Raw genomic sequence first — 25302 nt, 5'->3', positions numbered from 1 at the left:
TGCCGAGCCCCCGGTGCACTGGGAATCCCTAAGCAGCCTCATCGGCGCGCCGCCATCTCGGGAACGGGTCGGGCAGACTAGCCCATTCCTCGATGTGCATGCCGGACTTTCCCGGAACAAGACATGCGTCGAGGCGCGCCGTGATGGCGTCCTGGTCCATGGCGGTGCCGATGAAGACGATCTCCTGCCGGCGATCGCCGTACAGTTCGTTCCAGTTCTTCTTGAGCGACTGCCGCCAGAACGGATCGTCCGGCCAGCGGTCGGAGGGCACATTGGCCCACCAAAATCCCAGGCCTTCGGTTCGGACGATCGCGCCGGCCTGACTTAATTCACCCAGCCATTGCGGACGCGTGGCGATCCAGAAATGGCCCTTTGCCCGAATGACTCCGGCCCAGCTTTCCCTCAGAAATTGATGGAACTTCGCCGGCTCGAACGGTCGACGCGCGCGATAGACGAAGCTGCCGACGCCGTATTGTTCAGTCTCCGGCGTATGGTTGGCAAAGCCGTATAGCTCCTTGAACCAGAGCGGATGCTGTTGCGCCCGCTCAAAATCAAAACGCCCGGTATTGAGAATGCGCTCGAACGGCGCATTGGAGAAATCGGTCTCCACGATGTCGGCGGCGGGGTTCAGCGCGCGAATGATTTTGCGGGCGGCCTCCAACTGGTCATTGGAAGCATCACCGATCTTGTTGAGCACCACCACGTCAGCGAATTCGATCTGCTCAACCAGCAGATCCACCATCGTTCGCTTGTCATCAGCGCCGAGCGATTCACCGCGATCCCTGATGAAGTCGGTTGAGGAATAGTCCCGCAGCAGGTTTACCGCATCGACCACCGTCACCATGGTGTCGAGCACCGCCACGTCGGAAAGACTGTCGCCCTCCTCGGTCCGGAAATCGAACGTCGCCGCAACCGGAAGCGGTTCGGAAATGCCGGTCGATTCGATCAGGAGGTAGTCGAACCTGTCGCTTTCGGCGAGCCCACGGATTTCCTTCAAGAGATCGTCTCGCAGCGTGCAGCAAATGCACCCGTTGGTCATTTCAACCAGTTTTTCGTCCGTCCGCGACAGGTTCGCACCGCCATCGCGGACCAGGTCGGCGTCGATGTTGACCTCGCTCATGTCGTTCACAATCACCGCCACTTTCAGGCCGCGACGGTTGTTCAGCACGTGGTTTAGCAAAGTTGTCTTTCCAGCCCCGAGGAAGCCGGACAAGACGGTGACGGGGAGCTTTCGCATCGAGGTCAAAGAGCCTGTTCAGTTCACGGAATCCCAAACGACGACGGCGAGGCATGGATGATCCGCAAATATGTAATGTTATAACATAACAATCCGAACGCGGCTCGGCTGTCAACCGGGAAAACTGAGGGACGCCAGGTGCGCTCAATCGACGATGGTCCCCTCGATACGCATACCGTTGCGTGAATCACACACACGCTTTGAATTGCGTCGGCACCCGGACCGAGCACGGTTGACCCCGCGGACCACCGCTGATGTTATAATATAACATTGGGAAGGCCGAGACACCTTGGCCGGCCCGGGACAAGGCCTCCATCGTCGTGAAGTGGTTCCGGAATAACGTCAAACACGGCTCGCGGCTGGCGCTGTTCGCGCTCGCGATCCAGTTTGCGCTGTCGTTCGGGCATTTCCACCCGGTCGCGGCCGCGCCTGCGATCGCGACCAGCCTGGCGCAGGTTGATCTCGATCATGCGCAGATTCCCGCCGCACCGGATGCGGCAGGCCAAGCCGCCCAGACGCAGCTACCGTCCAGTCACGACACCGATCATCCAGCTGAGGCTTGCGCGATCTGCGCCGTCATTTCGCTGGCCAACAACCTCGTATTCTCGGCACCGCCGCTGTTGCTGGTGCCGCAGGCCATCGAACTTCTGTACCTGACGACCGACGCCGAATTCGCGCATCTGAGTTCGGTCCGCTCGCCGTTCCAGTCCCGCGCCCCTCCCGCCTCCTGACATCGATTGACTGATGCGCCCGAAGGGGATCGCCGCGTGACACGTGGCCGATCCGACAAGGGATAATCGAATCGATCCGTCGCTTGACGGAATCAGGATCGGGACAAATGACATTCACCAAAAGACGAGCGTTCCACATCGGTGGCGCAAGCTGGCTATTCCTGTGCGCGGTCGGCAATGGCGCGATGGCCCAGGACGCGGCCGCGCCATCCTCCTCGACACAACTGCCGGAAATCACCGTGACGGCACCAAGCCCGATCGTGCGGCGAAACGTGACCCCGGCGCGAAAGCCGGCGCGCGTCGCCCGCGGCGTGCCCGGCCGCAATCGCGAACGCGATACCGAGCCGCAACCGGTCCCCGTCGCCGCCGCGCCTCAACAGGGCGTGCTGCCGGTCGTGACCGACCAGTTCGCAACCGTCACCGTCATGCCCAACGAGGAAATCCGCCGGCAGGGCGGTGGCACGCTCGGCGATCTCCTGTTCTCCAAGCCGGGGATCACCGGCTCGAGCTTTGCACCCGGAGCGTCAAGCCGGCCGATCATCAGGGGTCTCGATGTCAACCGCGTCGGCATCGTCGAGAACGGCATCGGCAGCAACGGTGCGTCGGACCTCGGCGAAGATCACTTCGTGCCGATCGATCCGCTTTCGACCAACCAGATCGAGGTCATCCGCGGTCCGGCAACCCTGCGTTACGGGTCCACGGCGATCGGTGGCGTTGTCAGCGCCACCAACAACCGTATTCCGGACGCTTTGCCCACCTGCGCGGCACCCGCATTTCAGACCTATGGGCTTCCGGTGAAGGCGCCGCTCGCCAATGCCGCATCGCCGGGCTGCGTGAACGTCGAGACCCGCACCGCGGTCAATTCGGTCGATCGCGGCGTCGAAGGCGGCATTCTGCTCGACGCCGGCGGCGGCAATGTTGCGATTCATGCCGACGCCTACGGACGCAAGTCGGGCGATTACAGCATTCCGAGCTATCCCTATCTGTTCGATCAGACCCGCCCCGTCGATGGACGCCAGCCGAATTCCGCGGCGCAGGCCACCGGCGCATCGATCGGCGGCTCATATTTCTTCCATGGCGGCTTCATCGGCGCGGCCGTCACGCAGAACGACACGCTCTATCACATACCCGGCATCGACGGCGCCGATCACCAGACCCGGATCGACGCGCGTCAAACCAAGTTCACGGCCAAGGGTGAATACCGGCCGGACGCTGCGGCAATCGATGCGATCCGTTTCTGGGCGGGCGCCACCGACTATAAGCACAATGAGATCGGCCTCGCCGACCCCGCCGACCTGACGACGCTGGGCGTGCGCCAGACCTTCACCAACAAGGAGCAGGAAGGCCGCGTCGAGGTGCAGCTGGCGCCATTCAACGTCCGCTTCGCCGCCCTCACCACGGCTGTCGGCATCCAGGCGTCGCATCAGGAACTCACAGCACCAAGCCCGGATGATATCGGCAGTCCAGTGAACGGCTTGTGGGATCCAAACAAGAACACCAAGGTCGCCGGATACATCTTCAACGAACTGAAATTCAGCGATACGACAAAGGCGCAGATTGCCGGGCGTATCGAGCACGCCCACCTGACTGGAACGACGCCGGCCTTCATTCCCGATGAGTTCGACCTCAACGTCGATCCCGGTGCCATTGGTCCCGCCACGCCGCGCAACCTCAACTTCGCGCCGAAGAGCGGGAGTATCGGCCTGATCCAGAATCTTCCATGGAATCTGGTTGCGAGCATCACCGGCCAATATGTCGAGCGCGCCCCCAAACCCGCCGAGCTGTTTTCACGCGGCGGTCACGATGCGACCGTCACGTTCGATATCGGCAATCCCAATCTGGGAATCGAGACCGCGAAATCCGTCGAAGTCGGATTGCGACGGGCAACAGGTCCCTTGCGATTTGAAATCACCGGCTATTACACAAAGTTCAACGGCTTCATCTATCGGCGGCTGACCGGCAACACATGCGAAGACGGCGTGTGCCAGGCAGGCCCAGGCCTCGAACTCAACCAGGCGATCTACTCCCAGCGCGACGCCACCTTCCGCGGCGGCGAATTCCAGTTTCAGTACGATGTGCTGCCGGTCTGGAACGGTCTGTTCGGGATCGAGGGACAATACGATATTGTCCGCGCGACCTTCGAGGACGGGACCAACGTACCGCGGATTCCACCGCAGCGGCTCGGGGGCGGCCTGTTCTATCGCGACGCCAACTGGCTGGCGCGCGTCAATCTGCTGCACGCCTTCGCGCAGAACGATATCGCCGTGATCGGCGAGACGCCGACGGCGGGATATAATCTGTTGAAGGCCGAGCTCAGTTACAGGACCAAGCTCGATGCGTCCTGGTTCGGCGCGCGGGAAATGACGGTTGGCCTGGTCGGCAACAATCTGTTGAACGAAAACATCCGCAACTCGGTGTCGTACAACAAGGACGAGGTTCTGCTGCCAGGCATTGGCGTACGCGCTTTTGCGAACTTGAAGTTCTAGACTTCGTAGGGTGGGCGAAGCGTGCCCACCATTGCGTGCACCGAATGGGCGATGGTGGGCACGGCGCAAGAGCGCCTTTGCCCACCCTACACACTGCTTACCGCGCCTTGCTCCAGTCCGGGCGAATGGCACCGGAGACACCGTCGAAGGCGCCGTCGACGAGTTCGGCGACCAGGAGGCGGCTGTAATCGACCGGGCCAGGCATGGTCATCCGCCCCTTCGGCACGGCCTTGAATCCGACACGGCTGTAATAGGCCTCGTCGCCGACCAGAATGACCAGGCGATGGCCCTTTGCCTTGGCATCCGCAAGAGCGCGATCGAGCAGCATGCGCCCGACGCCGCGGCTGCGAAACGGCGGCTCGACCGTCAACGGCCCGAGCATCAAGGCGGGGGTATCGCCGATGCAAACCGGCAACTGGCGCACCGAGCCGACCATCAGCGTACCGATCCGCGCCGTGAACGACAGATCGAGCAGATGATCGACGTGCTCGCGCAGCCGGTAGGCACTCAGCACGAAGCGGCCGGGGCCGAAGGTGCGTTCGAGCAGGCGCTCGATCGCCTGCGCGTCCTTTGGCGTTTCGGGCAATATGGTGACGGAAAGTTCGCTCATGGTAAGGCGCGGAATAGCATCTGGCAGCGGCGCGGTCCATTGCCGCCAGCGCTAAAGCCCGCTTTGTCTCATTTCTTGTTAATCGCCGGTTGCGACAGATAGGCCAGCAGTTTCATCTCGCGGCGGCCGCGCGTCACCGTGTCCAGCACCAGCCCGGATGAAACCGACAGCACCGCCATAATCATCAGCCCCATCGACAAAACCGCGGTCGGTAGCCGCGGAACGAGACCGTGCTCTAGATAGGTGATGATGACGGGGATCGCGAGGACGACGGAAATCACCATCAGGAACACGCCGATCGCGGTGAAGAACCGCAGCGGCTTTTCCGAGCGATAGAGTTTCAGGATGGTGCCGAGGATCCGGAAGCCGTCGCGCCAGGTGTTCAGCTTGCTGAACGACCCCTCCGGCCGGGCGAAATAGGGTGTCTCGATTTCGGCCACCGGCAGCGCCAGTTCGAGCGCATGCACGCTGAGCTCGGTTTCGATCTCGAAGCCGTCCGACAGCACCGGAAACGATTTGACGAAGCGGCGCGAGAACACACGGTAGCCGGAAAGGATATCCTTGAACGCCTGACCGAACACCATCGAAAGGAATCCGGTCAGCATCCAGTTTCCGGTGCGGTGGCCGGGCCGGTAGGCGGCGGCCGATTGATCGACGCGAAAGCCCACCACCATGTCGAGGTGGTCGTTGACCAGAGCCTCGATCATGCGTGGGGCGCTGGCGGCGTCGTAGGTCGCGTCGCCGTCGACCAGCACATAGATGTCGGCCTCGATATCGGCAAACATCCGCCGGATGACATGACCCTTGCCCTGACGGCGTTCGCTGCGCACCTGCGCGCCGGCCGTCCGCGCGACGTCGGCGGTGCGATCTGTTGAATTGTTGTCATAGACGAAGATTTCGGCCGTCGGCAGCACTTTGCGAAAATCGGCGACCACGGTCGTGACGGCCGCCTCCTCATTGAAGCACGGCACCAGAACCGCAACTCGCAACGCCGGTGTCGTCATCGCGGACCTGCCGGGCCAAGGTGGACCATGGATCGCCTATGCCGCTTCAGGGCCTCTTCCAGTTGAGGGACGCCCGGCTCTGCAGCGGCCCTGCCGCGCAGATCGAGCGTTGCGAACAGCAGCGTCCACAGCGTCAGCATGTCGATCGGCATAACGTAGTAGGGCGTGAAGATCGGATGCGTCATGAAGAAAATCGCGTTCACCACCAGATTGGTGGCGAGCAAAATGGCGGCCTGCCTCGCGCCCCCCTGACTGTAGCGCCACAGCCAGGCGGTCCATGCCGCCGCGATCGCCAGCAAGGTGAACTGCACGTCGCCGAAATACTGCCAGAGGATACCTGCATCCAGCTCCCGCGGCGCGACGTCTTGTCCGCCATAGGTCGTCGTGAAGGGACTTCCCGCATTGATCGCATGCGCGATCAGCGTCGGCGCCATGCCGATCAGGAACGCAACGCCGAATGCCGCCCCTTGCAGGAACGTCTCCCTGCTTCGCGCCAGCAGGAACGCGCCGGCGAGATACAGGCAATAGCCCGCCGACAGGAACAGGTTCGGCAGGCGCAAATTCACGGACAGGCCGATCAGCAGCCCCACCAGTGCGAGCAGCACAAGCCGGTGCCGCGACCGATCCGCGAACAGCTTCGCGGTGAGCCAGCCCGCGAGCGCGCAGACCATCATGGTCGGCGCAACCGAATAGCTCGCCTTGGTCGGATTGATCATCAGGTAGATCGCGACGTCCCCGAAGACGGCCACCAATGCGAGCGAAGCGAGCGTTGATGCATAAGTCATTGCAAGGAACGCAAAACCGACGATCACGATCGACGCCAGAACATAAAGCGGCATGACCTGAAAGCCTTCCGGGAATAACGCCAGCATGAACCCGGTGCCAGGTGGATATTGAAGGACGGTTTTTTTCGTCTTCTCCATCCAGACGTGACAGGGAGCCCGCGTCGTCACGTTCCACTCGGGATAGTCCATTTCCTTCAGCTTGTTGGCGAGATATTGGTCGTCCTCACGCTTGAGGTCGGTGTTGAGCCCATCCAGGCCAAATCGCTGAAACAGATGCGCCTGCCGCAGATAGCAGATGTCGTCATAAACCCCGCGGCTTTCGCTCCAGCGCGAGATGGTCAAGATATTGCTCGCCAGCACCACCAGGAAGCCGATGCCGCAGAGAAGTTTAATCAGTTTCATCCTGTCCGGCCCCCGCTCGACTGCTCCGCTTCTAGGGGCTGTGATGGCGGGGCGCAACCGAGCGCCTGCGCAAAAATCAGCGCCAGGTCGCGGTCCGCGCCTTGAAATCCAGCACTTCGGCGATCCGAAGGCGCGTACCTCGGGTAGTGTCCGCCGGCAGCGCAGCCGCATCGTAGAACCCGCACTCCACGATCTCGCGGTTGGGCTGCGGCAAGCGGTCCTGGCGGAATTGCTTCACGACATAGACCGCGACATGGTCGCGGGGCGATACGTGGACGTTGAAAAACAGGCCATGCAAGGGTGGTTCGTTGGTGAGTTCGATCCGCCCCTCCTCCATGAGTTCGCGCCGCAATGCCTCGAGGAACGTCTCGCCGACCTCGACCCCGCCGCCCGGCAGATGCCAGCCGGAGATATAGCTGTGTTTGACCAGAAACACCCTGTTGCCGCCGTCGAGCACGACGCCGCGGACCCCGAGCGTCATGCCGCGGGCGATCCGCCAATAGAGATGCATTACCCGCCGCAGCTGCGGCTCGAAGCGTTTTCGAAGATTCTGCAGAGCGGTCACAAATACCTCAGATGCCGGACATGATGTTTGATCCTTGCGCAGATACGGTTGGCTTGCCAATACATTGCAGGGTTTCTGGCAAGGTTTCTCGCAAGGATTCCTGACGAGGTTTTTGATGGCCGCATTCACGCTGGCGCATTTGTCCGATCCGCACCTGCCGCCGCTGCCGGCGGCACGCTTTCGCGATCTCGCGGGCAAGCGCGCGCTCGGCTATCTCAACTGGACCCGCAACCGCCACAAATACCACCGCCGCGAGGTGCTCGACGCGTTGGTCGCGGACATGCAGGTCCAGCAGCCTGACCATATCGCGGTCACCGGCGATCTGGTCAATCTCGCGCTGGAAGCCGAGTTCTCGCCGGCGCAGGCCTGGCTTGAAAGCGTCGGCGCGCCGCAGGAAGTCACGGTGATTCCCGGCAACCACGACGCCTACGTGCGCGCCACCAGGAATCGTTTCGCCGGAACGTTCGGCGACTATCTGCGCGGCGATGCCGGGCCCAACGGTGCGACGTTTCCGTTCGTGCGCCGGCGCGGCCCGCTGGCGCTGATCGGCGTATCCTCGGCAGTGCCGACGCTGCCGCTGATGGCGACCGGCAGGCTCGGGCGGGCCCAGCTCGATGAACTGGATCAAATCCTGACGCAATTGTCGTCCGAACAGGCATTCCGGGTGCTGCTGGTCCATCACCCCCTGCATTCGGATTCCCGCATCAAGCGGCTGACGGATTCGCGGCAGCTGCGCGCGCTCCTGAAGCGCCATGGCGTGGAACTGGTGCTGCACGGTCACGACCACATCCATTCGACCATGTGGATCGAAGGCACTGACCGCCAGATTCCCGCGATCGGCGTGCCTTCGGCGTCGGCGCTGGCGCACCGGCACTATCCCGCTGCGGCCTATAATCTGTTTTCGATCGAGCGCGACGGCGACCATTGGCGCTGCGTGCAGACCGTGCGCGGCTTTGGCGATGACAATGTGATCCGGCAGTTGGCGCAAGTCAGGTTGTCGTAACTGGTTCAGGCAGGGCTAGTCCCCGCCCCCACCGCCGCAACCTCCGCCGCCGTCTCCACCACCACCCCCATCGCTACCTCCGGCATCGCCGCTAGCGTGGCCGCCGTCGCCATCGCCGAAGCCGGACGACGAACCATCGACCGACGTGTCCGCGAAATCACCGCCGCAGTATGCGGTACCGCTGCCGTTCTTGCGCAACTCCTCGCAGTCGGGGTGATAGACAAAGCCGTTGGCGATCTTGAACTTGCTGTCGAGCGCAAACAACAGCGGCAGCCGGCTCGGCCTGACAGGATCGATACTCTCGTACTTGCAGCAGTACCACCAGACCCGCCGCAGGCCCTCGTTGCTTTTGCGATGCTCGCTCAGCACCACCGCCGGGGTGTGATGCAGGAAACCGCCGAACGCGCGGCGGCAAAACGCATCGTACTCGCGCGTGTAGAGGATAAACTCGTGCCACAGATCGTCCGCGACTTGCGAGGGCATCGAGACGTAGCGCTTGCCGCTCATGAGATAGGCGAGGAAAAACTGCCGCAGGCCGCGCGAGACCAGCGCGCTGTCCTTGCGCTGGAAGCCCGGGTGATGCTGCTCCAGCCGCTGCAGCAGCCCGCTTGGCCAGCGGAACGTGCGGATATATTCGGCACGCCTCAACGTCAGCCATTTGCCGTACAGGCTCGCGGCGATGACCAGGACGATCACCGCCACGATGGCGTTGCCGATGATGATGGCTGGCACGAGGTCCCCTTCAGGCTCCGCGCTAGAGGTTTCTCAGGCTGGCAAACAGCGCGAGGCCGAACAGGGCTGCGGCGCCGAGCAGGAAGCCGAGCACGAACATCCCGAAGCCGCCGCGGCGTTTCGGCGGCTCTTCGGCTGCCGGCTCGACCATCGGCGTTGCCACCATCGCATGCTCGCGCTCGATCATGCGGCGCGCGACATAGTCGGTGACGGCATCGACGATGACGGGCACGTCGTGGGATTCGGCCAGCACGATGCGGCCGAAGCGGGTGTCCTGCACGAAGCGGTAGATGCGCTTGTCGCGTCCCATCAGGATATGCGCGACCACGTCGATCCACAGCCGCGGCGTCTCGCCCTGGCTGACGCCGCGATCGAACAGGTCGACCTTTTCGGGGACCTGCGCAAACAACGGATCGAGCGCCTCGTTCATGATTTCGAGCCGCGCCACTTCGGCGTCGCGCAATTCGACGACGACGCCGGTGCGGTCAGCGGCCTCGATCCGCGCCTTGCGCAGCGCGTCGCGCAGCCGCGTCGGTTGCGGCTCAATAGGGGCGGTACTCTGTACGTCTGACATCTCACGACCCGCCTTTGTCCTGAAGGGTTGGCGGCGGTTAACCTAGCAGTAACCATGTTTTCCGCAAAGGTCGTTTGTTCCCAATGACTTAGGTTTCGGTTGAAAAGCCGGGCTTCGGTTGAAAACAGCAGAACGGCCCCACCCGGAGATCCGGATGGGGCCGCCCACTTACGTTTTCCTTGGACGTTTCTTCTAGTTGGTCGGCAGCAGCCGCTCAGGCCGAGATGCGGGAGGGCTCTTCGACGATCGAAAAGCGCACGCCGGCCTTGTGACGGTTCTCTTCCGAGACCGCGCGCCAGGCATCCTCTGCCTCTTTGCGGGTCTTGAAAGGTCCCTGTACCTGAGCCGAGCCTTCCACGAGCTTGTGGAAGTTCATCGAGCCGAACTCGCCGCCAATCACCCAGAAATTGCTCTTCGTCATGACTAGTCTCCTGCTTGTTACCGTTAGCCGAACTGGTTCATCGTGTTGTGGGCGCCGCCCGCCTTCAGAGCGGCTTCCCCGGCGAAATATTCCTTGTGCTCGTCACCGATATCGGAGCCGGCCATGTTCTGATGCTTGGCGCAGGCGATGCCCTGACGGATCTCCTGACGCTGAACATTCTTCACATAGCCCAGCATGCCCTGCTCGCCGAAATACTCCCGCGCGAGATTATCAGTCGACAGCGCTGCCGTGTGATAGGTCGGCAACGTGATCAGATGGTGGAAGATGCCGGCGCGCTTGGCTGAATCGGCCTGGAAGGTCCGGATGCGCTCGTCGGCTTCAATGCCCAGCGGCGTATCGTCGTATTCCGGCTTCATCAATTCGGCGCGGTTGTACTTGCTGACATCCTTGCCGGCTTCCTTCATCGCGTCGTAGACCTGCCAACGGAAGTTGAGCGTCCAGTTGAACGACGGCGAGTTGTTGTAGGCCAGCTTCGCGTTCGGAACGACCTCGCGAATGCGATCGACCATCTTGGCGATCTGCTCGATGTGCGGCTTCTCGGTCTCGATCCACAACAGGTCGGCGCCGTTCTGCAGCGAGGTGATGCTGTCGAGCACGCAGCGGTCTTCGCCCGTGCCGGCACGGAACTGATAGAGGTTGCTGGCGAGCCGCTTCGGACGCAGCATCTTGCCGTTGCGGTTGATGATGACATCGCCATTCCGGGCGTTCTCGGCCGTGATTTCCTCGCAATCCAGGAAGCTGTTGTACTGATCGCCGATGTCGCCGGGCTTGTGGCTGACGGCGATCTGCTGCGTCAGACCGGCACCCAGCGAGTCGGTGCGGGTCACGACGATGCCGTCTTCGACGCCGAGTTCGAGGAAGGCATGGCGGCACGCCCGGATCTTCGCCAGGAACACCTCGTGCGGCACAGTCACCTTGCCGTCCTGGTGGCCGCACTGCTTTTCGTCGGAGACCTGGTTTTCGATCTGCAGCGCGCACGCACCTGCTTCAATCATCTTCTTGGCGAGCAGATAGGTCGCCTCCGCATTGCCGAAGCCGGCGTCGATGTCGGCGATCACAGGCACGACATGGGTCTGGAAGTTGTCGACCTTCTCGATCAGTTCCTTTTCCTTCGCCTTGTCGCCTGCCTTGCGGGCGGCGTCGATGGCGCGGAAGATATCGTTGAGCTCACGGGAGTCGGCCTGACGGAGGAAGGTGTAGAGCTCTTCGATCAGCGCCGGCACCGAGGTCTTCTCGTGCATCGACTGGTCGGGCAGCGGTCCGAACTCGGAACGCAGCGCGGCGATCATCCAGCCGGACAAATAGAGATAGCGGCGATCGGTCTTGCCGCCGAAATGCTTCTTCACCGAGATCAGCTTCTGCTGCGCGATGAAGCCATGCCAGCAACCCAGCGACTGGGTGTACTTGGTCGGATCGGCGTCATAGGCAGCCATATCGCTGCGCATCAGCGCCGCGGTGTAGCGGGCGATGTCCAGGCCGGTCTTGAAGCGGTTCTGCAGACGCATGCGCGCCACGGCTTCGGCGGTGACGCCGTTCCAGGTCGGCTGGGTCTCGAGCAGCGCCTTGGCAGCGGCAAGCTCGCTCGCGTAGGAAGCGGGTCCCTTGATGGCCTGGTCGATGGCACGTGGCTGATAGTTCATTTGCTTAATCCTTTCGGTGACGACTAATTTGCCGCATTCGCCACTCTTTGCCGTAATCGACATTCATGACAGTGCATTGCAAAAACGTACCGAGAGCTAAACGCCAAAATCCTGATTTCGTATAGATAGCTTGATTCTGAATGGTGATGTCATGTAACATCTGAACATGTCACAGATGTCATTTTGTTAATTTTGTCACAAAATCCGTCAGAAGGGCTGACATGGCTGGTGAGTCCGGAAAGAAGCTGTTTGTCGGTCCGCGGTTTCGCCGGATCCGCCAGCAGCTCGGCCTGTCGCAGACCCAGATGGCTGAGGGTCTGGAGATTTCTCCGAGCTATATCAACCTGATAGAGCGCAACCAGCGCCCGGTGACCGCGCAGCTGCTGCTCCGGCTGGCGGAGACCTATGACCTCGATTTGCGCGATCTTGCGACCGCTGACGAAGATCGCTTTTTCGCCGAACTGAACGAGATATTCTCCGATCCGTTGTTCCGGCAAATCGACCTGCCGAAGCAGGAATTGCGCGATCTGGCTGAATTGTGCCCCGGTGTGACTCATTCCCTGCAACGGCTGTACGCCGCCTATACCGAGGCCCGCCGCGGCGAAACGCTGGTCGCGGCGCAAATGGCCGACCGCGACGAGGGAACCCGATTCGAGACCAATCCGATCGAGCGGGTGCGCGACCTGATCGAGGCCAACCGCAACTACTTTCCCGAACTCGAACAGGCCGCGGAAAGCCTGCGCGATGAACTCGGCGTGCCGTCCGAGGAATTGTTTGCGGCCCTCGCCGCGCGATTGCGCGAAAAGCATTCGATCGTCACCCGCATCATGCCTGTCGACGTGATGCGCGAGACGCTGCGGCGGTTCGACCGCCATCGCCGGCAGCTGCTGGTCTCCGAACTGGTCGACGGTCCCGGCCGCGCCTTCCAGCTCGCGCTGCAGATCGGGCTTGCCGAATGCAGCGCCAGCATCGATGCCATCGTCAACCGTGCCGGCCCGCTCGATGACACGCCACGAAGGCTCTACCGGATTACGCTGGCGAATTATTTCGCCGCCGCCACCATGATGCCCTACCAGGCGTTTCATGCCGCGGCCGAAGCGCTGAACTACGACGTGCACGTGCTGGCGCAGCGCTTCAATGCCGGTTTCGAGCAGGTCTGCCATCGCCTGACCACGCTGCAGCGGCCGAACGCGCGCGGCGTGCCGTTCTTCCTGCTGCGCGTCGACAATGCCGGCAATGTTTCCAAGCGGTTTTCCTCCGGCACGTTTCCGTTCTCGAAATTCGGCGGCACCTGCCCGCTGTGGAACGTGCATTCGACCTTCGACACGCCGGACCGGCTGCTCAAGCAGGTCATCGAATTGCCAGATGGCACCCGTTACTTCTCGATCGCGCAGATGGTGCGCCGGCCGGTGGCGCCGCACCCGCAGCCGCAGCCGCGCTTTGCGATCGGTCTGGGGTGCGAAATCCGCCATGCCGCCAAACTGGTTTATGCCGCCGGCATGGACCTGGAGAAAACCGAGGGCACGCCGATCGGGGTCAACTGCCGGCTCTGCGAGCGCGAAAACTGCAGCCAGCGCGCCGAGCCGCCGATCACGCGCACCCTGATCCTGGATGAAAACACGCGGCGCGTGTCGTCGTTTGCGTTCAGTAACGCGAGAGAGTTGTGAGTGTGTCGCTCCAAATGCCACCGTCATACCCCGCGAAGGCGGGGTATCCAGTACGCTGCGGCTTTTCGGGCCTGTCACTGGCGCCGCGGAGTACTGGATCGCCCGCATTCGCGGGCGATGACAACTGAGAATCCTCTGACCTGAGAGACAACCGAATGTTCGTTTCATTCTTCCCCCGCCCGAAAATCTTCTTTCTGTCGGCGATCGCCTGGACGGCGCTGGCGATGACGCTCTGGTACAGCTTCGCCAGCGAACTGTACGGGTCGTCGGGGCCGGGAGGCGTCGGCGTCGCCATCTTCTGGTCGGAACGGTCGCTGTGGTTCGATCTCTACTTTGTCCTTTTCGTCGGCGCGTTCGCCGCCTTCTGGATGTGGTTCGAGCCGCATCCCTGGTCGTTCTGGTCCATTCTGGGCTCCGCGCTGATCCTGTTCGCCACCTATTTTCAGGTCCAGGTCAGCGTCGCCGTCAACACCTGGTACGGGCCGTTCTACAACATGATCCAGGCGGCGCTCTCGAAATCCGCCCCGGTCACGGTCGAACAGTTCTACGCCCAATTGTCGACGTTTGCCGGCATTGCGCTTGTGGCCGTCATCGTCGGCGTGCTGACGCGGTTCTTCGTCAGCCACTACATCTTCCGCTGGCGCACCGCGATGAACGATTTTTACATCTCGAACTGGCCGCGGCTGCGCACCATCGAGGGCGCCTCGCAGCGGGTGCAGGAAGACACCATGCGATTCGCCACCATCACCGAACAGCTCGGCGTCAACTTCATCAGCGCGGTGCTGACGCTGATCGCCTTCCTGCCTGTGCTGGTGAAGCTGTCCGCCGACATCACCGAACTGCCCCTGATCGGCGCCATTCCCTACCCGCTGGTGTTCGCTGCAATCATCTGGTCGATCCTCGGCACCGGCGCACTGGCCTTGATCGGCATCAAGCTGCCAGGCATCGAGTTCTTCAACCAGCGCGTCGAAGCGGCCTACCGCAAGGAGCTCGTGCTCGGCGAAGACGATCCGGCCCGCGCCGATCCGCCGACGCTCGACGAGCTTTTCCTCAACATACGGAAAAACTACTTCCGGCTCTATTTGAACTTTCTTTACTTCAACATCGGCCGCATCGTGTATCTGCAGACCGACGTCGTCTTTCCCTACATCCTGCTGGGGCCGACGATCGTGGCCGGCAAGATCACGCTCGGCACCCTGAACCAGATCCTCAATGCGTTCACGCAAGTGAGAAACGCGTTTCAATACCTCATCAACTCCTGGAGCACGATCGTCGACCTGATCTCGATCTATCAACGACTGCGCGGCTTCGAAGCCATGATCGCCGGCGCCCCGTTGCCCGATATCGAGCACGTGAAGGAGCCGGCGGGGATTTGAGGAAAGTGCTGCCAAAATCTCAGTTGTCGTCCCGGCGAACGCCGGGACCCATACGCCGCGGTAGTCATTGTTTGTAGAAGGTCGCTAACGCCAGAGCTCTCACCGATGGGCCGCGGCGTATGGGTCCCCCGATGCGCAATTGCGCATCTGAGGTCAAGCCCGGGACGACGGCGGTGTTTGTTGTTGCGCCATTATTCAAAACACACTTTCGCATTCTCGCGGCGCATTGCGCCCGAGCTTTGCTGGAAACTTCCCGCCCTCAAAAATTCAGAGGGCGCAGGGAATGCCGGATGCGCGCTGCACCCGCGGTCTCATGTGCGATTGTGCATAAGAATGCTGCACATGAGCATACAGGGCAGCGGAGAACATCCGACACTCCCTGCGCAATGGCTTTACGGCTTATGACGCGCTCTCCCCGGTGAGACGGCCTCTATTGCCACCGTCACCCCTCGGAAGCGTTAGCTTCTTCGGAGCTTGACGCCGTTACGGGCGCCAGGACCACACGCTTTCACCGTACGCATCAGCCGCGACCGTCAATCGCAACCTCAGCGTCCACCGCGACCCGCCCCTCGTTGTGACGATGGCCAACGCCCCTCTGAATGGGACGGGATGGCGAGAATAAACCGGTGATTTGGGGTCGAAGGAAAGAGAAATATTTTTGGTTTTCGGAAATTTAGGGCTTGACACAATTTCTGAAAATCAAAACTGATTTGCCCGTCGGGCCGTTTTGTCGCACCTCGCCGTCATTGCGAGCGAAGCGAAGCAATCCATTCCTCGGCTTGGCGCACCATGGATTGCTTCGCTCCGCTCGCAATGACGGGGAGAGAGCGGCATCTCACATCAAGCCGTCTTTCCGGGGCTTGCGAAGCTTTGCACGGATCCCGAACATCGCTCATGTACCGAACGTCGTCATGCCCGGCCTTGTGCCGGGCATCCACGTCTTACCTTCGATTAGCAAGAAAGACGTGGATGGCCGGGACAAGCCCGGCCATGACGAATAGGAGATGACTCGGCACGCCTCTCAGACCGCGCGGCGGCGACCGGCGACCATGCTGTAGACGAGCAGGACCACGATAGCGCCGACGACAGCGCCGATCAGGCCGGCGCCCTCGCCGGGCCGATACCAGCCGAGTGCCTGCCCGAGAAACGACGCAACAAACGCCCCGACGATACCGAGGATCGTCGTGAGGATGAACCCCGAGGGCTCGTTGTCTCCGGGCATGATGAACTTCGCTATCACGCCGGCCACGAAACCAATAATGATCGTCCAGATAATGCCCATATCAAAATCCTCGGTTTGTGAGCGTCAGCTCGGAAGGCGTCCGTCGGGCGTGTATTGATCGACGGCGGTCGGGAGTTCGCGCGAAAGCCTTGCCAGCAGTTCTTCCTGCGACAGGCCGGTTTGCTGTTCCAGCGCCGCCAGCACATCCGCGCCGATGGCTTGTTTCAGTTGCGGGGCAGGAAGCTCCTTGTTCGGTCCCTTGCCGACCCAGGACTCGGCGGCATCGCCCTGGCCGTTCTCCTTGAAGCGTTCGAGCAACTCACCGAGCCCGCCGCCCAGCAGTCCGCCGACGCCGGCGCCGCCGAGAGCCCCGCTGAGATTGCCGAGCAGGCCGCCCAAGGGATTGTTCGAGGGATTGTCCGAGGCACCTTGCTGGCCTGGCTGCGTATTGCCGGTCGCGCCTTTCAACATCTCGGCGATCTTGTCCCTGTTCTGGTAGCCCGCCAAAGCGAGCAAGCCCAATAGCGCTGTCATCGATGGCATCCCGCGGGACATGTGCGTCTCCTTCTTTGAATCACTGAATCCCCGCGCCTGTAACGTGCCAGTTCCCGGCGGGTTCCACGCCAGCCGTCAGATGGGTTCGATTGTCGTCTGCATTTGTCCATTCGCACAGCGGCGGCACTGACCGCCACGAAAGCCGCCAACGATCATACTGACCGGTCGCGTGGCGCCGGACGAAAGACGCATAACGTCGCGATGCGAGGAACCAAAGACATAACGAGAGATTAGGCCCGCTCCTGAAACTCTGGAGAAAATTATGAAACGCTCAGTTCTTTTCGTTTGTATCGGATTGCTGGCGGCCACCACGGCCTCGGCGCAAAATCCGCCGGCGCAGTCCGGACCGAACAACAACGCGGTCAACAGCGCCGGACAAAACAATTCCAACGCTCCTGTCGCGGGTCGCAACAGTTTCACCGAAGGACAAGCCAAGTCGAAAATCGAGGATGCCGGCTACACCAACGTCACCGAACTCAAGAAGGACGACAATGGCGTGTGGCGCGGCAAGGCCAGCAAGAGCGGGTCCGCTACTGCGGTGAGCGTCGATTTTCAAGGCAACGTCAATACTGCCAAGTAAGGAACAATAAAAATGACCGTCACAATCTCGCGCCTATACGACAATCACGCTGACGCTCGGCAAGCCGTGCAGCGCCTCGAGACCGCCGGCGTGCCGCACTCGGACATCAGTCTGGTCGCCAACAATTCCGACGGCTGGTTCAACACCGACAAGAAGGTGGATCGCGACCGCGATGGCACCGACGACCGCGCCGAAGGTGCCGGCACGGGTGCCGGCATCGGCGCCGGCGTCGGTGGCGCAGCCGGCCTGCTCGCCGGACTGGGCTTGCTGGCGATCCCCGGACTGGGGCCCGTTGTTGCGGCCGGTTGGCTCGCCGCAACGGCGGTTGGCGCGGCCGCGGGCGCCGCCACCGGCGGTATCGTCGGCGCGCTCACGCAAGCCGGCGTTTCGGAAGCCGATGCTCACTCCTATGCCGAAGGCATTCGCCGAGGCGGCACGCTGGTGTCGGCACGGGTTGCCGAAGCGGACCGTTCCCGCTTTGAGACGGCATTGAACGAGTCTGCCGTCAACCTGCGCGACCGCAGCGCCGCCTGGCAGAAGACCGGGTGGAAGTCGTTCGATCCCGCCAGCAAGCCCTACGGCGCGGATGAGGTCCGAAAGGAACGCGCGCTGTACGGCGGCGGAGTTCGATAGGCGAAACCACGAGACGGCCCGCTACGGCGGGCCGTTTTTTTTGGCCGAACCCGAGGTTCTGACCTTGATTGGCACCGTATACCATCCATATGACATCCATACAGATGGCCTATGGAGTTAAGTGATGATGGCGAGCAATGTACAGGAGTTTCGACCTAAGCCCCCTGACACCGAAAAAATCACGATCAATCTTGGTTATGTCGACCTTGGTCATGTCGATCTAATGGTTCAGGAAGGATTCTATTCGAACCGAACTGATTTCATCCGGACAGCGATCCGGAACCAACTCGAACGTCACGCAGACGTTGTAAAGCAGTCAACGGCCCGAAAAAGTCTGGACCTCGGTCTGCGGAACTACAGCCGCGAGGACCTTGAAGCAGCACGACGAGCCGGTGAGACACTCCACATCAATGTCCTCGGCCTTGCCAGTATCGCCCAAGACGTCACGCCCGAGCTTGCGCGCGCGACCATAGCCTCCGTCTCCGTGCTGGGAGCTTTGCATGCCAGTCCGGCGGTCAAAGCGGCTCTCGCCGACAGGATGCGGTGACGGCATGATTAAGCAGGACATTGTTCGCGAAGCCACCCGCCTCACACGCGCAGGCCAACTCGTTGAGGCCACCGCACTCCTTCAGCGCATGCTTCGTGGGGAGAGCGCGCCAGACGCGACATGGCGCAGCGGTGCGCTGATCATCGACGCCAAGGCCAATCCCATTGAGGAGACGGATAGTCCTCAATTGGCTGGGTCCGCATCTTCCCAACCGCGTATGCTCCGAGCGCTGCTGAATCGCGCAAAGGAGCACTCGGGGATCGGGCTGCGAGATGTGTTGAATCGCACGCCGCTGTCCAATCCGGACATCGTGCCGGCGGGCGCGAGATTCATCGAGGGTGCCTACAGCAATCCGGCGGGAGGTCGCGCCTACAGGCTTTTCATCCCCAGCCGCTATCAGGGACAACCACTTCCTTTGGTCGTCATGCTTCACGGCTGCACCCAGTCACCGGACGATTTCGCTGCCGGTACCAGAATGAACTTTGTTGCAGAAGAACAAAATTGCTTCGTGGTCTATCCTGCACAGCACAGCAAGGCCAACCAAGCGAAATGCTGGAATTGGTTTCGCACGGCAGACCAGCAGCGGGACAGAGGTGAACCTTCGCTTATCGCAGGTATCACGCGTCAAATCATGCACGACTATTCGGTCGATCAAAGGCGCGTCTATGTCGGCGGCCTGTCGGCCGGGGCCGCCGCTGCGGCTATCATGGGAGCAACCTACAAAGATCTGTATGCGGCGGTTGGAATCCATTCCGGCCTCGCCTGCGGAGCCGCCACGGACATACCCTCTGCATTTGCCGCCATGCGGCAAGGTGGCAGCCCCGGTAGCGTCATTTCAGGTGACGGACCACCTGTCCCGACCATTGTTTTTCACGGCGATCGCGACACTACGGTGCATCCAAACAACGGCGACCAAATTCTCAAGTCTATGAGAACGAGGAGGACACAAGAGAAGGTGCACCGCGGGCAGGTAGCGGGGGGCCATGCCTATACCCGCACAATTCATAGCGACGCGAACGGGCGCGCAATGTTGGAGCATTGGAATGTGCACGGTGCCGGACACGCATGGTCGGGAGGCAGCCCCGCGGGCTCCTATACTGATCCGCGAGGACCCGATGCCACAAGGGAAATACTGCGTTTTTTCCTCGAGCATTCGCTCCCGTCGCCGCCCGTCGCATAGCTGAATCAAAGCAGCTGCAACGCGGCATGTTGTAAGGAAAACAGCCCGCATTGCTGCGGGCTGCGGCTGCGGCATGCGTAAGAGCGAAAAAGCCGCAAAACAGTTGAGGCTGCTGGCGGAGCAATCGACGAGCCGAAAACCGCAGCTGGCGCCCAAGCCGAGAGGAGCGGCACGAGCGCATAGCCGGGAGCTATGTGTACCGGCTCGGGGGACACAAATTCTAGTCGTCGTCCGCAGCCCAGGGGACGGTGCCGCTCTTCCACTTGCCTTCGACCTTGTCTGTATCCTCGATCAGTTGATCGATGACGCTGATCGGCTTCTTGCCCGGGTTTTTCTGGCAGAATTCGTAGATCAGCGGGAGGATCTTCTTTTCGTTCATCAAATAGAGGTCGACATACTGGCTGTCGCCCTCGAGCAACGCGATGTTGGCGGCGCTCATATAGCCCTGGACCCAATAGAATATCAGGGAGTTGGTCACGTTATTGAAGCCCTCTTCCGGCTTCATCTCCTTGGCCAGCTTTTCGCAGGACGCGACGCCGATCCCGTTGGTCGCCAATGGTTGTGCGCCGGCCGGCGCGGCGAAGGTGAAGAAGCAGGCCGCAACGGCCGATAGTCCGGAAGGAATGCGATTGATAGCGCTCATGGAAGCTCCGTTTGTGCGCGCAATGGCTGCAAGTATGTCATGCAGATTGCCCCATCGGCGGATTCGAGTCGACTCTCCGGCTCCCTAAGGTAAGCGATTCTGCCCCAACGGCGGTGCGGCCGCTCCGCCTATCTCAACGCGCGCACCATGCCTCGGATATTCCAGCTGCATCGCGACGAAGTCGGCGGTCGGCATGCCGTAACGCGCCTCGATTGCGGCAAGCGTCTGGTCCAGCGCCTTGGCCGGCGGCGAAGCACCGATATCGGGCAGCCGCCGCTCCGCGGGCCAGTTGGCGGCGACCTGATCGGGCACAACGCGGATGCCGGTGCGGGTCTCCTGCACGCCGGCGGTAGCGGCAAACGTTACTGCGCGTGAGCGATAGGTGCGCGACCAGGCGTCCGCGACGAGGGCCAGCGACACTTCGTCCATGCCGGGCGAAAGTTCGATGCCAAGCTGCTCGCGATTCCAGAAGGCCATGACGTTGCGCATCGCCGTCAGCGCGAACGGGCGCGTGAACTGAAAGGCGCTGCTGTCGTGACGCGCGTCCCAGTCGGCAAGGCCGATGTCGCGGCCGACGGCTTTGGCCTTGTCGCGGCCGGCGATGGCCTCGATCAGGGTCAGCGACATCGGCATCGACGCTGATATTCCCGTCGTCGTAGCAACCGCGCCGTCGACCACCAGCCGCCGGTTCGCGAAATAGCGGATCGACGGATGCCTGCCCTGCAATTCCTTCAGCGAATACCAATGCGTCGTCGCCCGCTTGCCGTGGAGCAATCCGGCGTCGCCGACGACTTTTGCTCCGGCACAGACGCCGATGACGATCGCACCCTTGCCGGCCTGACTCCGGATCCATTGCAGCGCAGATGGATCATCGTCCCGGCTCATGGCGGGGACGATGACATAATCGGCTCCATCAGGATGCTGCGCGTCGAAATAAGCGGTGGTCGCCTGCGGCTCTATCTTGAGCGCCGGGAATAGCGACATCGGACCCGCACCCGTTGCCAGCGTCACCACATCGGCGACATCGGCGCGCCGCAGAATGCCATAGGGCATCAGATAATCCGTGGTTTCCGTGGCGTCATTGATGCCGATGATCGCGATCAGCGGACGCTGACGTTTCGGCGGCTTCAGCGCGGCAAGGGTGGCCTCGGCCTCCTCTTTCGCGATCGGCGGCGGCGCCGCAAACGAAGCCGCCGGAGGCAGCGTAAAAATCCAGCCCGCAAAGACGAGTGCGAACAGCGCCGGGGCGCCGACGCCGATCCATTTTACAAGTCGCCAGTTCATGGTTGCTTGGCTCTGACATCCGTTGCGATTCGGCGCGCAAGCTACTGCGCGCCTGGCCGAGCCGAAATGGCGTAAATCGCGCAAAACGGACATGCGGCGGGAACGCAATCATCGTTCACGAATTCATGAACGAGAGCCTCACTGCCGGTTCCCGGTGGCGGTCATCATCTTGCCAACGTTATAGCCTGAACAGGATTTCGGTTGGTTGAACGGCGCAGGAGCCCGCGCGTTGCGCACACCCAGTACGATCGACCAAGCCAGAGGATAGCGTTGTCGGAATCTCCCCTCATTCTCGTCGTCGAAGACGAGTACCCGTTGCAGGGTATCGTCGAAGCAGCGCTGATCGACGGCGGTTTTGCAACCGACATTCTGTCGTCAGGCGAAGAGGCGCTGACCCTGGTCAGGGGCCGGGTCAAGAGCTACCGGGCGCTCGTCACCGATGTCAGCCTGAAGGGCGCGATGAGCGGCTGGGACGTGGCGCGACAGGTCAGGGAGATCGACCCGCATTGTCCGGTCATCTACATGACGGGCCTGGCCGCGGATGAATGGTCATCGCGCGGCGTGCCCAACAGCGTGCTGGTGCAGAAGCCGTTCGCGCCGGCGCAACTCGTCACGGCGGTTTCCCAGCTGCTGAATGCCGGCCCGGCACCCGCGTAGGCAACGGCCGAACGCACCCTGATTTCACGTTGCCCGATAAGCCCGACGTCAATCACTTCCCTATTCCGGCCTGCGCTGTTACGTTCGACCTCGCAAAAAACAGGACAAAACGTCGCCGGTCGCTCGGCGCAACTTTGGGGAGAAAGACATTATGTTTTCGCACGTCATGATCGGGACCAACGATCTGGAAAAAGCCAAGGTGTTTTATGACGCCTTGCTGGGCACGCTCGACATTCCGCCCGGGCGGGTCGACCGCCACCGCATCTTCTACCGCAGCAAGACCGGCACCTTCTCGGTGTCGAAGCCGATCGACGGCAAGGAAGCATGCCACGCCAATGGCGGCACGATCGGCTTTACCGCCAATTCGCCCGAACAGGCCGACGCGTTTCATGCCGCGGGCCTCGCCCATGGCGGCAAGACCTGCGAGGATCCGCCCGGCATCCGCGAAGGCAGCGGGGTGAAGCTCTACATCGCCTATCTGCGCGACCCTGACGGCAACAAGCTCTGCGCGCTGCACCGCGTGGCGTGAAAAAGACTTCGTCATGGCCGGGCTTGTCCCGGCCATCCACGTCTTTCTTGCTTAGTGGAGGCCAAGACGTGGATGCCCGGGACAAGCCCGGGCATGACGAAACTTTTTTGCTATGCGACCTGTGCGTCGAACTCAGAGGCGCGTCGAATCTTCGCAGGAACAATTCGTGATTCCGCCGGTTGCTCGTTCTCAAACAATGGAGGAGCAACATGGTTACGGAAGCAAGAGAAACCGGTTCCCTGATCGGCAGCGATAAGGTGGAAGGAACCGCCGTGTACGGCGCCGATGACACCAAGATCGGATCGATCGAACGCGTCATGATCGACAAGATGAGCGGCAAGGTCTCGTATGCGGTGTTGAGCTTTGGCGGCTTTCTCGGGATCGGTGATGAGCATTATCCGCTGCCCTGGCAGTCGCTGAAATACGACACCAATCTCGGCGGCTATCGCACCGGCATTACCGAGAGCCAGCTGCAGGGCGCGCCGAAATACGGCAATGACAACGCCTGGAATTGGTCCGACCCTGCGCGCGTGCGCACGGTCAACGACTATTACGGCATCGCGATCTAGCAACCGATGCAATGACGGGAAGGCCCGCTCTCAGGCGGGCCTTTTCGTTTGGCGAGACGGAGTTTCGGAACGGTTAATCATAAGCTTAAAGCATTGGCCTGGAATCGCATTGCCGAAAGCTAAATGGCGACAGGATGCGAGGACGATCTCTTAAGGAAGCTCCGGTACAGCTGCCCGATAATCGACCTTCCAAACAAGACGGGTAACGGCCCGCGGCCCAGGGACCAGACGATGGACGATTCGGTTCAAATCCGCTGCCACCGCTGCAAATCGTGTTTTCGCGAAAAGGCGCGACGGCTGCAGAGCGGCTATTCCCGCCAGTGCATCAGCTGCGAAACGATGCTGTTCTTTGACGACGGCTCCGCCGACAAGAACATCCAGCGGACGCTGCGGGAAGCGAGAAGAATTCGCAAGGAGCTTCGCGAAGCCGAAGCCGTGAAGTTTGCCACCTCGGCGCTGGTGTCCTCAAGCCGTGAGTCCTCAGGCGCAAGGTCCACGACCTCGGGTCGCGAAAACTAGGCCAGCCTCTGGAATTGAGCTAGCATTGGCGTTCCCGGGGGGCACGCCCATGACAATTCACCGTCAAATTCATCGCCGACATTTCCTGCAGTTCACGGCCGCCGGCCTCGCCGCGCCGGCGTTTCCGCATGCAGCCATGGCGGAGGATTACCCGTCCCGGCCGGTGCGCATCGTTGCCGGCTTTGCCGCCGGCGGCGGCGTCGACATTACGGCGCGGCTGATCGGCCAGTGGCTCAACGAGCGGCTCGGGCAATCCTTCGTGGTCGAAAACCGCACCGGCGCCGGTGGCAATATCGGCACCGAGGCCGTGGTCGGCGCCGCGCCCGACGGCTACACGTTGCTGCTCGCCACCGTGCCGAACGCGGTCAATGCTGCGCTCTACAATAATCTGAAATTCAACTTCATCCGCGACATCGCTCCGGTCGCCGGCATCATCCGCGTGCCGATGATCATCCTGCTGCACCCGTCCATGCCGGTGAAAACCGTCCCTGAATTGATCGCCTATGCCAAGGCCAATCCGGGCAAGGTCAACATGGCCTCCGCCGGCAATGGCAGCGCGCCGCATATGGCGGGCGAGCTGTTCAAGATGATGACCGGCGTCAACATGGTGCACGTGCCCTATCGCGGCCAGGGCCCGGCGCTGACCGATCTGCTCGGCGGCGAGGTGCAGGTGCTGTTTGCGACCGCGCCGGGCACGACGGATTATATCGCGAGCGGCAGACTGCGAGCGCTGGCGGTGACCACGGCGGCGCGGGCGGAAGTGGCACCGGAGCTGCCGCCGGTCGGCGATTTCGTGCCGGGCTATGAAACCAGCCAGTGGTACGGCATGTGCGCGCCCGCCAGGACGCCAACGGAGATCATCGCCAAGCTCAACAAGGAAATCAACGCAGGCATCGCCGACGCCCGCATGAAAGTCCGCCTCGCCGCAATCGGCGGCGAACCGCTGCCGGGCACGCCGGCCGATTTCGGCAAACTGATCGCGGAAGAGACGGTAAAATGGGCCAAGGTGGTTCAAGCGGGCGGGTTGAAGCCGGATTGAAGGTTGGCCGCGGACTGTAGGGTGGGCAAAGCGAAGCGTGCCCACCACAACGCCCCGAGAGTAGATGGTGGGTACGGCGCAAGCGCGCCTT

28 protein-coding genes are annotated in these 25302 nt (G+C 61.8%); 15 read left to right on the top strand and 13 right to left on the bottom strand.

Annotation, left to right across the window (positions count from 1 at the left end):
- Positions 1-28 precede the first annotated feature (28 nt).
- Positions 29-1237, bottom strand: a complete 1209-nt coding sequence (gene zigA / locus JQ641_RS20595; RefSeq protein WP_211997790.1) for a zinc metallochaperone GTPase ZigA — start codon at positions 1235-1237, stop codon at positions 29-31.
- A 320-nt stretch (positions 1238-1557) separates the two neighbouring features.
- On the opposite strand from zigA, the gene JQ641_RS20590 reads away from it, so the two are divergent.
- Both JQ641_RS20590 and JQ641_RS20585 read left to right on the top strand, forming a co-directional pair.
- Positions 1558-1968, top strand: a complete 411-nt coding sequence (locus tag JQ641_RS20590; protein ID WP_211997789.1) for a DUF2946 family protein — start codon at positions 1558-1560, stop codon at positions 1966-1968.
- 107 nt (positions 1969-2075) lie between these two features.
- Complete coding sequence (locus JQ641_RS20585; RefSeq protein WP_211997788.1) at positions 2076-4454, top strand: TonB-dependent receptor; 2379 nt, start codon at positions 2076-2078, stop codon at positions 4452-4454.
- 97 nt (positions 4455-4551) lie between these two features.
- On the opposite strand, the gene JQ641_RS20580 is transcribed toward JQ641_RS20585, so the two are convergent.
- The 4 genes from JQ641_RS20580 to JQ641_RS20565 form a co-directional block, all read right to left on the bottom strand.
- Positions 4552-5064, bottom strand: coding sequence for a GNAT family N-acetyltransferase (locus JQ641_RS20580; RefSeq protein WP_192738539.1), 513 nt, complete (start codon positions 5062-5064; stop codon positions 4552-4554).
- 68 nt (positions 5065-5132) lie between these two features.
- Positions 5133-6068 (bottom strand): glycosyltransferase family 2 protein, encoded by a 936-nt coding sequence (locus JQ641_RS20575; RefSeq protein WP_211997787.1) that lies wholly within the window; start codon positions 6066-6068, stop codon positions 5133-5135.
- A complete protein-coding gene (locus JQ641_RS20570; protein WP_211997786.1) occupies positions 6065-7255 on the bottom strand; it encodes a hypothetical protein in 1191 nt (396 codons plus the stop codon). Before JQ641_RS20570 ends, JQ641_RS20575 begins: the two co-directional genes overlap by 4 nt.
- A 76-nt stretch (positions 7256-7331) precedes the next feature.
- Entirely contained in the window at positions 7332-7820 is a 489-nt protein-coding gene (locus tag JQ641_RS20565; protein WP_349628595.1) for an NUDIX domain-containing protein, read from the bottom strand.
- A 115-nt stretch (positions 7821-7935) separates the two neighbouring features.
- Between JQ641_RS20565 and JQ641_RS20560 the strand changes: the two genes are divergently transcribed.
- Positions 7936-8823, top strand: coding sequence for a metallophosphoesterase family protein (locus tag JQ641_RS20560; RefSeq protein ID WP_211997785.1), 888 nt, complete (start codon positions 7936-7938; stop codon positions 8821-8823).
- Positions 8824-8838: 15 nt separating this feature from the next.
- Here JQ641_RS20560 and JQ641_RS20555 read toward each other — a convergent pair whose 3' ends face one another.
- From JQ641_RS20555 to JQ641_RS20540, 4 genes are all read right to left on the bottom strand, one after another.
- Positions 8839-9555: a glycine-rich domain-containing protein gene (locus tag JQ641_RS20555; RefSeq protein ID WP_211997784.1), complete on the bottom strand. Its 717-nt coding sequence runs from the start codon at positions 9553-9555 to the stop codon at positions 8839-8841.
- A gap of 22 nt (positions 9556-9577) precedes the next feature.
- Positions 9578-10129: a hypothetical protein gene (locus JQ641_RS20550; RefSeq protein WP_211997783.1), complete on the bottom strand. Its 552-nt coding sequence runs from the start codon at positions 10127-10129 to the stop codon at positions 9578-9580.
- Between the two features lie 214 nt (positions 10130-10343).
- On the bottom strand, positions 10344-10550 hold the full coding sequence (locus tag JQ641_RS20545; RefSeq protein WP_192738533.1) for a DUF4170 domain-containing protein: 207 nt from the start codon (positions 10548-10550) through the stop codon (positions 10344-10346).
- A gap of 23 nt (positions 10551-10573) precedes the next feature.
- Complete coding sequence (locus JQ641_RS20540) at positions 10574-12211, bottom strand: isocitrate lyase (RefSeq protein WP_211997782.1); 1638 nt, start codon at positions 12209-12211, stop codon at positions 10574-10576.
- Between the two features lie 221 nt (positions 12212-12432).
- On the opposite strand from JQ641_RS20540, the gene JQ641_RS20535 reads away from it, so the two are divergent.
- The 3 genes from JQ641_RS20535 (at position 12433) to JQ641_RS20525 (ending at position 16255) form a co-directional block, all read left to right on the top strand.
- Positions 12433-13878: a helix-turn-helix domain-containing protein gene (locus JQ641_RS20535; protein WP_211997781.1), complete on the top strand. Its 1446-nt coding sequence runs from the start codon at positions 12433-12435 to the stop codon at positions 13876-13878.
- 155 nt (positions 13879-14033) lie between these two features.
- Positions 14034-15254, top strand: coding sequence for a peptide antibiotic transporter SbmA (gene sbmA / locus JQ641_RS20530; protein WP_192738530.1), 1221 nt, complete (start codon positions 14034-14036; stop codon positions 15252-15254).
- Between the two features lie 680 nt (positions 15255-15934).
- A complete protein-coding gene (locus tag JQ641_RS20525) occupies positions 15935-16255 on the top strand; it encodes a hypothetical protein (protein WP_211997815.1) in 321 nt (106 codons plus the stop codon).
- Between the two features lie 20 nt (positions 16256-16275).
- Here JQ641_RS20525 and JQ641_RS20520 read toward each other — a convergent pair whose 3' ends face one another.
- Both JQ641_RS20520 and JQ641_RS20515 read right to left on the bottom strand, forming a co-directional pair.
- Positions 16276-16536, bottom strand: a complete 261-nt coding sequence (locus JQ641_RS20520) for a GlsB/YeaQ/YmgE family stress response membrane protein (RefSeq protein ID WP_192738529.1) — start codon at positions 16534-16536, stop codon at positions 16276-16278.
- A 24-nt stretch (positions 16537-16560) separates the two neighbouring features.
- Positions 16561-17031 (bottom strand): YidB family protein, encoded by a 471-nt coding sequence (locus tag JQ641_RS20515; RefSeq protein WP_211997780.1) that lies wholly within the window; start codon positions 17029-17031, stop codon positions 16561-16563.
- A gap of 262 nt (positions 17032-17293) precedes the next feature.
- Between JQ641_RS20515 and JQ641_RS20510 the strand changes: the two genes are divergently transcribed.
- The 4 genes from JQ641_RS20510 to JQ641_RS20495 all read left to right on the top strand — a co-directional run bounded on the left by JQ641_RS20510 (position 17294) and on the right by JQ641_RS20495 (position 19971).
- Positions 17294-17611: a hypothetical protein gene (locus tag JQ641_RS20510; protein ID WP_211997779.1), complete on the top strand. Its 318-nt coding sequence runs from the start codon at positions 17294-17296 to the stop codon at positions 17609-17611.
- Between the two features lie 12 nt (positions 17612-17623).
- The gene (locus JQ641_RS20505) at positions 17624-18244 is read left to right on the top strand and encodes a hypothetical protein (protein ID WP_211997778.1); all 621 of its coding nucleotides are present in this window, start codon (positions 17624-17626) and stop codon (positions 18242-18244) included.
- Between the two features lie 127 nt (positions 18245-18371).
- Positions 18372-18791: a ribbon-helix-helix domain-containing protein gene (locus JQ641_RS20500; RefSeq protein ID WP_211997810.1), complete on the top strand. Its 420-nt coding sequence runs from the start codon at positions 18372-18374 to the stop codon at positions 18789-18791.
- A 4-nt stretch (positions 18792-18795) separates the two neighbouring features.
- The gene (locus JQ641_RS20495) at positions 18796-19971 is read left to right on the top strand and encodes an extracellular catalytic domain type 1 short-chain-length polyhydroxyalkanoate depolymerase (protein WP_211997777.1); all 1176 of its coding nucleotides are present in this window, start codon (positions 18796-18798) and stop codon (positions 19969-19971) included.
- 220 nt (positions 19972-20191) lie between these two features.
- On the opposite strand, the gene JQ641_RS20490 is transcribed toward JQ641_RS20495, so the two are convergent.
- The gene (locus JQ641_RS20490) at positions 20192-20614 is read right to left on the bottom strand and encodes a hypothetical protein (protein ID WP_211997776.1); all 423 of its coding nucleotides are present in this window, start codon (positions 20612-20614) and stop codon (positions 20192-20194) included.
- Positions 20615-20698: 84 nt separating this feature from the next.
- Positions 20699-21898, bottom strand: a complete 1200-nt coding sequence (locus tag JQ641_RS20485) for a DJ-1/PfpI family protein (RefSeq protein ID WP_211997775.1) — start codon at positions 21896-21898, stop codon at positions 20699-20701.
- A gap of 270 nt (positions 21899-22168) precedes the next feature.
- Here JQ641_RS20485 and JQ641_RS20480 point away from each other — a divergent pair, with 270 nt between their 5' ends.
- The 5 genes from JQ641_RS20480 (at position 22169) to JQ641_RS20460 (ending at position 25211) form a co-directional block, all read left to right on the top strand.
- Positions 22169-22555, top strand: a complete 387-nt coding sequence (locus JQ641_RS20480; RefSeq protein WP_211997774.1) for a response regulator — start codon at positions 22169-22171, stop codon at positions 22553-22555.
- Positions 22556-22706: 151 nt separating this feature from the next.
- Positions 22707-23084: a VOC family protein gene (locus tag JQ641_RS20475; RefSeq protein WP_192738521.1), complete on the top strand. Its 378-nt coding sequence runs from the start codon at positions 22707-22709 to the stop codon at positions 23082-23084.
- 209 nt (positions 23085-23293) lie between these two features.
- On the top strand, positions 23294-23653 hold the full coding sequence (locus tag JQ641_RS20470; protein WP_211997773.1) for a PRC-barrel domain-containing protein: 360 nt from the start codon (positions 23294-23296) through the stop codon (positions 23651-23653).
- 231 nt (positions 23654-23884) lie between these two features.
- Entirely contained in the window at positions 23885-24172 is a 288-nt protein-coding gene (locus JQ641_RS20465) for a hypothetical protein (protein ID WP_211997772.1), read from the top strand.
- 49 nt (positions 24173-24221) lie between these two features.
- Positions 24222-25211, top strand: coding sequence for a Bug family tripartite tricarboxylate transporter substrate binding protein (locus tag JQ641_RS20460; RefSeq protein WP_211997771.1), 990 nt, complete (start codon positions 24222-24224; stop codon positions 25209-25211).
- The last annotated feature ends 91 nt before the right edge of the window (positions 25212-25302 follow it).

Origin of the sequence: Bradyrhizobium sp. JYMT SZCCT0180 (assembly GCF_018130165.1) — a bacterium.
Classification (GTDB): Bacteria; Pseudomonadota; Alphaproteobacteria; order Rhizobiales; family Xanthobacteraceae; genus Bradyrhizobium.
The sequence above is the reverse complement of the archived record's forward strand: the minus strand, read 5'-3'. Positions and strand labels throughout refer to the sequence as shown.

Coding starts and splice junctions, on each gene's coding strand:
- JQ641_RS20570 (WP_211997786.1), bottom strand. CDS start 7,255: ATGAAACTGATTAAACTTCTCTGCGGCATCGGCTTCCTGGTGGTGCTG.
- JQ641_RS20470 (WP_211997773.1), top strand. CDS start 23,294: ATGGTTACGGAAGCAAGAGAAACCGGTTCCCTGATCGGCAGCGATAAG.
- JQ641_RS20575 (WP_211997787.1), bottom strand. CDS start 6,068: ATGACGACACCGGCGTTGCGAGTTGCGGTTCTGGTGCCGTGCTTCAAT.
- JQ641_RS20490 (WP_211997776.1), bottom strand. CDS start 20,614: ATGAGCGCTATCAATCGCATTCCTTCCGGACTATCGGCCGTTGCGGCC.
- JQ641_RS20500 (WP_211997810.1), top strand. CDS start 18,372: ATGGCGAGCAATGTACAGGAGTTTCGACCTAAGCCCCCTGACACCGAA.
- JQ641_RS20550 (WP_211997783.1), bottom strand. CDS start 10,129: ATGTCAGACGTACAGAGTACCGCCCCTATTGAGCCGCAACCGACGCGG.
- JQ641_RS20475 (WP_192738521.1), top strand. CDS start 22,707: ATGTTTTCGCACGTCATGATCGGGACCAACGATCTGGAAAAAGCCAAG.
- JQ641_RS20495 (WP_211997777.1), top strand. CDS start 18,796: ATGATTAAGCAGGACATTGTTCGCGAAGCCACCCGCCTCACACGCGCA.
- JQ641_RS20540 (WP_211997782.1), bottom strand. CDS start 12,211: ATGAACTATCAGCCACGTGCCATCGACCAGGCCATCAAGGGACCCGCT.
- JQ641_RS20535 (WP_211997781.1), top strand. CDS start 12,433: ATGGCTGGTGAGTCCGGAAAGAAGCTGTTTGTCGGTCCGCGGTTTCGC.
- sbmA (WP_192738530.1), top strand. CDS start 14,034: ATGTTCGTTTCATTCTTCCCCCGCCCGAAAATCTTCTTTCTGTCGGCG.
- JQ641_RS20515 (WP_211997780.1), bottom strand. CDS start 17,031: ATGTCCCGCGGGATGCCATCGATGACAGCGCTATTGGGCTTGCTCGCT.
- JQ641_RS20560 (WP_211997785.1), top strand. CDS start 7,936: ATGGCCGCATTCACGCTGGCGCATTTGTCCGATCCGCACCTGCCGCCG.
- JQ641_RS20505 (WP_211997778.1), top strand. CDS start 17,624: ATGACCGTCACAATCTCGCGCCTATACGACAATCACGCTGACGCTCGG.
- zigA (WP_211997790.1), bottom strand. CDS start 1,237: ATGCGAAAGCTCCCCGTCACCGTCTTGTCCGGCTTCCTCGGGGCTGGA.
- JQ641_RS20510 (WP_211997779.1), top strand. CDS start 17,294: ATGAAACGCTCAGTTCTTTTCGTTTGTATCGGATTGCTGGCGGCCACC.
- JQ641_RS20485 (WP_211997775.1), bottom strand. CDS start 21,898: ATGAACTGGCGACTTGTAAAATGGATCGGCGTCGGCGCCCCGGCGCTG.
- JQ641_RS20465 (WP_211997772.1), top strand. CDS start 23,885: ATGGACGATTCGGTTCAAATCCGCTGCCACCGCTGCAAATCGTGTTTT.
- JQ641_RS20585 (WP_211997788.1), top strand. CDS start 2,076: ATGACATTCACCAAAAGACGAGCGTTCCACATCGGTGGCGCAAGCTGG.
- JQ641_RS20520 (WP_192738529.1), bottom strand. CDS start 16,536: ATGGGCATTATCTGGACGATCATTATTGGTTTCGTGGCCGGCGTGATA.
- JQ641_RS20545 (WP_192738533.1), bottom strand. CDS start 10,550: ATGACGAAGAGCAATTTCTGGGTGATTGGCGGCGAGTTCGGCTCGATG.
- JQ641_RS20580 (WP_192738539.1), bottom strand. CDS start 5,064: ATGAGCGAACTTTCCGTCACCATATTGCCCGAAACGCCAAAGGACGCG.
- JQ641_RS20460 (WP_211997771.1), top strand. CDS start 24,222: ATGACAATTCACCGTCAAATTCATCGCCGACATTTCCTGCAGTTCACG.